Here is a 5,347-nt window from a genome sequence, read left to right on the forward strand (position 1 = left end):
GGAACCGCCGCGCGGCGCCGGTGCGGCGGTGCGCGGGGACGTCGGCGGGCGCGGGGCCGCCGGTCGTGGACGCCTCGCTCATGCGGTCCTCGCCTTCGGGTTGAGCCAGCCGACGAGGACGTCGACGACCAGGTTGATCACGACGACGCAGACCACCGTGGTCATGACCAGGCCCATGATGATCGGCGTGTCGCCGCGGGTGGTGTAGGTGACGGTCATGGACCCGATGCCCGGCAGGCCGAAGATCTGCTCCACCAGCACCGCGCCGCCGAGCAGGCCGACGAACTGCATGCCCAGCACGGTCAGCGCGGGCGCCGAGGCGTTGCGCAGCACGTGCCGGAACAGCACCCGCCGGGGCGGCAGGCCGCGGGCGCGCAGCGTCCGGACGTAGTCCTGCCGCAGCACGTCGATGACCGAACCGCGGACCTGCTGCGACACACCGGCCACGGCCGCCACGGACAGCGACGCGATCGGCAGGACCACTGTGGACAGCCAGCCCGGGACGGACGTCGTCAGCGGGGTGTACCCGATCGCCGGGAACCACCGCAGCCGCACGGCGAACACCAGCACGATGACGAGCGTGACCAGGAAGCCGGGCAGCGCGTACCCGACCACGCCGAGCACCTGCACGAACCGGTCGACCGCGCCGCGCCTGACGCCGGCCCAGACGCCGAGGAGGAAGGCGAGCACCGCGGTGACCAGCGTGACGCCGAGCATGAGGCTCACCGTCACCGGGAGCCGGTTGCCGATGGCCGTCAGCACGTCCTCGCTGGTGAACCACGACCTGCCCAGGTCGCCGGACACCGCGTCGCCCAGCCACGCCGCGTAACGGGCCAGGACCGGCCGGTCCAGGCCGAGCGCCGCGTTCTTGGCGTCCACGACGTCCTGCGGCGCGGCCTGGCCGACGAGCTGCCGCGCCACGTCCAGGTGCGGGACCGACAGCAGCACGAAGGACACGAACGAGATGACGAGGAGCAGGAAGACGCCCGCGGCCAGGCGGCGCAGCACGAACCACAGCATGTCTCAGCCGGCCGACTTGTAGTTGTAGAGCGACGGGACGGCCATGCCGGCCTGGGGGAGCGCCGTGACGCCGGAGTCGGTGACCAGCGCGTAGGACATCCGGTAGAACGGGACGAACCACGCGTCCTCGACCAGGTGCCGGTTGAGCGCCCGGGCGTCGCCCCCGACGCCGTCACCGGATGCCTTCTGGATCTTCGGCACGAGCGCCTTCACCGTGTCGTCGGTGTAGCCGAACAGGTTGAACGTCCCCGGCAGCACCAGGTCCTTGACGACCAGCCAGTCGCTCGCGGGCTGACCGAGGTTCATGACGAAGCCGGAGAACTCGCGGTCGGTGAAGATCCGGCGCAGCGCGTCGCCCTGGTCGACGTCGACCCAGGTCAGCTTGATGCCCACGGCGGCGAGGTCGGACTGGAGCGAGGAGGCGATGGCCTCGGTGACGATGGACGTCATGCGCGGCATCTTCAGCTCGAAGCCGCCCGCGTGCCCGGCCTCGGCCAGCAACCGCTTGGCCTTCTCCGGGTCGTGCGCGTAGTAGGAGTCCAGCTCCTCCTGGTAGCCCGCGGTGTCCGTGCCGAAGACCTGGCTGGTGACCGCGCCCTTGCCCCGGCGGATCTGGTCGAGCATGGTCTTGCGGTCGATCGCGAGGTTGAGCGCCTGCCGCACCCGCACGTCGGCCAGTTCCGGGGTGACCTTGCCGGCGCGGTCGAACAGCAGGATGCCCTGGTAGTCGAAGTCGACCGGGGTCGCGGTGAGCCCGGCGGCGCCCTCGAGGCTCGACTGCTGGTTGGCGTCCTGGATGACGGCGGTGTCGACCTGCCCGGTCTTGAGGCCGTTGACGATGGCCGTCTCGTTGTCGAACACGGTCATGGTGAGGCCGTCGAACGGCAGGCGCTCGCCCCAGTAGTGGTCGGCCCGGCGGTAGACCCACCTGGTGCCGACGACGGTCTGCGCGGCGTCCAGTTCGTACGGTCCGGTGCCGTCGGGGGTGGTCTTGAGCTTCTCCGGGTCGGTGAACGCCGCCGGGTTGGCCATCAGGCCGGCCGCGTCGGACAGGTAGTGCGGGTAGGCGGGGTCGGGGGAGTCCAGGTGCAGCACGACGTGCGTCGGGTCGACCACCTCGACCCGGTTGAGACCGGAGAACCACTTCGCGTTGGCCCCGGTGCCGGCCTTGAAGCGCTCCAGGTTCGCCTTCACCGCCGCGCCGTCGAACGCCGTGCCGTCGTCGAACTTCACGTCGTCGCGCAGGGTCAGCGACAGCTTGGTCAAGGTCTCGTCCCACGTCCACGCGGTGGCGAGCATCGGGCTGTACGCGCCGTCGGGCTCGCGCTTGACCAACGAGTCGTAGGTGGCCTGGAAGAAGGGCAGCGCACCGCCGACCGCGGTCACCGGGTCGAGGCTCTGCGGGAGGGTCATGGTGGCGATGTCGAGCGTCGGATCGGTCTGCCCGGCCGCGCCGCCGCCCGCCCCGGAGCACCCCGCCAACGCCAAGGCGACCGCCACCGCGCCCGCCGTCGCGACGGTCGGAAATCTGCGGATCCTCATGGGCAACTCCTGTTCTGCTGCCGGGCTTCGTCGCCCGCTCACCTGGCCGGATCAGACCTACGATCTAGAACTCACCATGTGGTAAGTTTTGGCGACGACATGGTAGGCACACCTCCGGCCTCGATGTCCAGACCACTTCGATAACGCTCCGAGGAGACCCGATGGCGAGCCCAGGCCCCGACCGCGTCGCGAGCGGCTCTCCGATCCCGGCCAAGCGGTACACGAAGGGCGACCGCACCAAGGAGCGGATCGTCGACGCCGCCGCGGAGCTGTTCTCGAAGTCCGGCTACCTCGCCGTGTCGTTGCGGGACATCGCCGCCGCGGCGAAGCTGACCCACGCCGGCACCCTGCACCACTTCCCGGGGGGCAAGGACGAACTCCTCATGCGGGTGCTCGAACGACGCGACCAGGTCGACGCCGACGTCCTGTTCGACGAGCACTTCGACGCGTGGGACCACCTCGGCCAGCTGGTCCGCATCATCGAGCGCAACGCCCGGACACCGGGACTCGTCGCGCTGTACGCCAAGCTCTCCAACGAGGCCAGCGACCCCGACCACCCGGCGCACACGTACTTCCGCCGCCGCTACGAGATCCTCCGCGACCACTTCGCGGGCATCCTGGGCGAGCTGGCCGACGGCCGGTTCGACCCGGGCGCGGCGGCGCAGCACCTCCTGGCGCTGCTCGACGGGTTGCAGACCCAGTGGCTGCTCGCCCCGGACGTGATCGACATGCGCGCCCGCCTGATGGACTTCCTGGCCCTGCTCGGCATCGACACCTCCCGGTGGGAGCCGACCTCCGGCTGAACCCTCCCGCGGCCCGTCGTCGAAGTACCGCACCCGTCACGCCCCCCGATGAGGAGACCGTCCACAATGGCCGATCACGAGGCCAAGACAGCACCGCTCGCGCTCAAGGCCTCACTCACCTCGGGCAGCGACACCTGGCACTCCACCGGCGCACCCGGCCTCGTGCGCCCGTTCCTGCTCGCCGACGGGCCGCACGGGGTGCGCCGCCAGGGTGAGGACGGCGACGCCCTCGGCATCGGGAACAGCGTCCCCGCGACGTGCTTCCCGCCCGCGGTGGCGCTCGGGTCCACCTGGGACACCGCGCTGGTCCGCCGGGTCGGTGAAGCGCTCGGCCGCGAGGCCGCCGCCCTGGAGGTGGACGTCATCCTGGGGCCGGGCATGAACATCAAGCGCTCACCGCTGGGCGGGCGCAACTTCGAGTACCTGTCCGAGGACCCGCACCTGACGGGTCGGCTCGCCGCCGCGTACGTCGAAGGCCTCCAGTCGACCGGCACCGGTGCGTGCGTCAAGCACTTCGCGGTGAACAACCAGGAGACCGACCGCATGCGCGTCTCCGCCGAGGTCGACGAGCGGGCCTTGCGCGAGGTCTACCTCCGTGCGTTCGAGCACGTCGTGCGGACCGCCCGGCCGGCCATGGTCATGAGCGCCTACAACTCCGTCAACGGCGTTCCGGCCAGCGAGAACCCGTGGCTGCTCACGGGCGTGCTGCGCGAGGACTGGGGCTTCGACGGGGTCGTGGTGTCGGACTGGGGCGCGGTGAACGACCGGGTCGCCGCCCTCCGCGCCGGCCTCGACCTCGAGATGCCGCCGACCGGCACGGACGAGGAGGTCGTGGCGGCGGTCGAGCGCGGCGAGCTCGACGAGTCCGTGCTGGACGCGGTCGTCGACCGGTTGCGCCTCCTGGAGTCGAGGATCGGTGCCGCCCGACCGCCCGCCGGCGAGGAGGAGCTGGCCGCGATCCGGCGCGACAACGCCGCCCTGGCGCGGGAAGCCGCCGCGGGGGCGGCCGTGCTGCTGACCAACGACGGCGTGCTGCCGCTCGACCAGTCGGCGCTCGGCACCGTCGCCGTGATCGGTGAACTCGCACGCACCCCGCGCTTCCAGGGCGGCGGGTCGTCGCGCATCGTCCCGACCGAGGTGAGCTCGGCGCTGGACGCGCTGACCGCGCGGCTGGGCGCCGACGCCGTCCGGTTCGCGCCGGGCTGCACCGCGGACGGCGCCGCGGACGAGGCGTCGGCACTGGCGGCGGTCGAGGCGGCCCGCGACGCCGGGGTGGCCGTGCTCTTCCTCGGCCTGCCCGAGCACGCCGAGTCCGAGGGCTTCGACCGGACCACCATCGACCTGCCCGCCGACCAGCTCAGCCTGCTGGAACGGGTCGCCGCCGTCGCGCGCCGGGTCGTCGTCGTGCTGTCCAACGGCGGCGTCGTCTCGGTGGCCGGGTGGCAGCACCACGCCAACGCCGTCCTGGAGGGCTGGCTGCTCGGCCAGGGCGGCGGGGACGCGACGGCCGACCTCCTCCTCGGCCACCGCGCGCCGTCGGGCAGGCTCGCCGAGACGATCCCGCTGCGCCTGGCGGACCATCCGAGCCACCTCACGTTCCCCGGCTCGGACGGCATCTCCGTGTACGGGGAGAGCGTGCACGTCGGCTACCGGCACTTCGACGCGCTCGACCGGCCGGTCGCCTTCCCGTTCGGCCACGGCCTGACCTACACCCGGTTCGAGTACTCGGACCTGCGGGTGACCGAGGTGGCCGAGAACGCCTGGGAGGTGGCGTTCCGCGTGACCAACACCGGCGACCGGGCCGGGCAGGAGGTCGCGCAGCTATACGTGGGGCCTGCCGAGCACCGGCCCACCCGTCCGCGCTCCGAGCTGCGCGGCTTCGCCAAGGTCGACCTGCGGCCCGGCGAGTCGGCCACCGTCACGCTCCCGTTGGCGGATGCCGACTCGACCGTGGTCGAGGACGGCGACATCGTCAACGTCGA

The 5,347-nt window shown here is 71.9% G+C and carries 4 protein-coding genes; 2 read left to right on the forward strand and 2 right to left on the reverse strand.

Features of this window, described 5'->3' with window-relative positions; genetic code table 11:
- Nucleotides 1-78: 78 nt before the first annotated feature.
- On the reverse strand, nt 79-1,020 hold the full coding sequence (locus tag AB0G02_RS25940) for an ABC transporter permease (protein ID WP_360798308.1): 942 nt from the start codon (nt 1,018-1,020) through the stop codon (nt 79-81).
- Between the two features lie 3 nt (nt 1,021-1,023).
- Complete coding sequence (locus AB0G02_RS25945) at nt 1,024-2,562, reverse strand: ABC transporter substrate-binding protein (RefSeq protein WP_360798310.1); 1,539 nt, start codon at nt 2,560-2,562, stop codon at nt 1,024-1,026.
- A 161-nt stretch (nt 2,563-2,723) separates the two neighbouring features.
- Here AB0G02_RS25945 and AB0G02_RS25950 point away from each other — a divergent pair, with 161 nt between their 5' ends.
- Both AB0G02_RS25950 and AB0G02_RS25955 read left to right on the forward strand, forming a co-directional pair.
- Complete coding sequence (locus AB0G02_RS25950) at nt 2,724-3,365, forward strand: TetR/AcrR family transcriptional regulator (RefSeq protein WP_360798312.1); 642 nt, start codon at nt 2,724-2,726, stop codon at nt 3,363-3,365.
- 66 nt (nt 3,366-3,431) lie between these two features.
- Nucleotides 3,432-5,347 (forward strand): glycoside hydrolase family 3 N-terminal domain-containing protein (locus AB0G02_RS25955; protein WP_360798314.1); only part of this gene is annotated, 1,916 nt, incomplete at its 3' end.

The organism is Actinosynnema sp. NPDC023658, assembly GCF_040639995.1.
Lineage (GTDB): Bacteria > Actinomycetota > Actinomycetes > Mycobacteriales > Pseudonocardiaceae > Actinosynnema.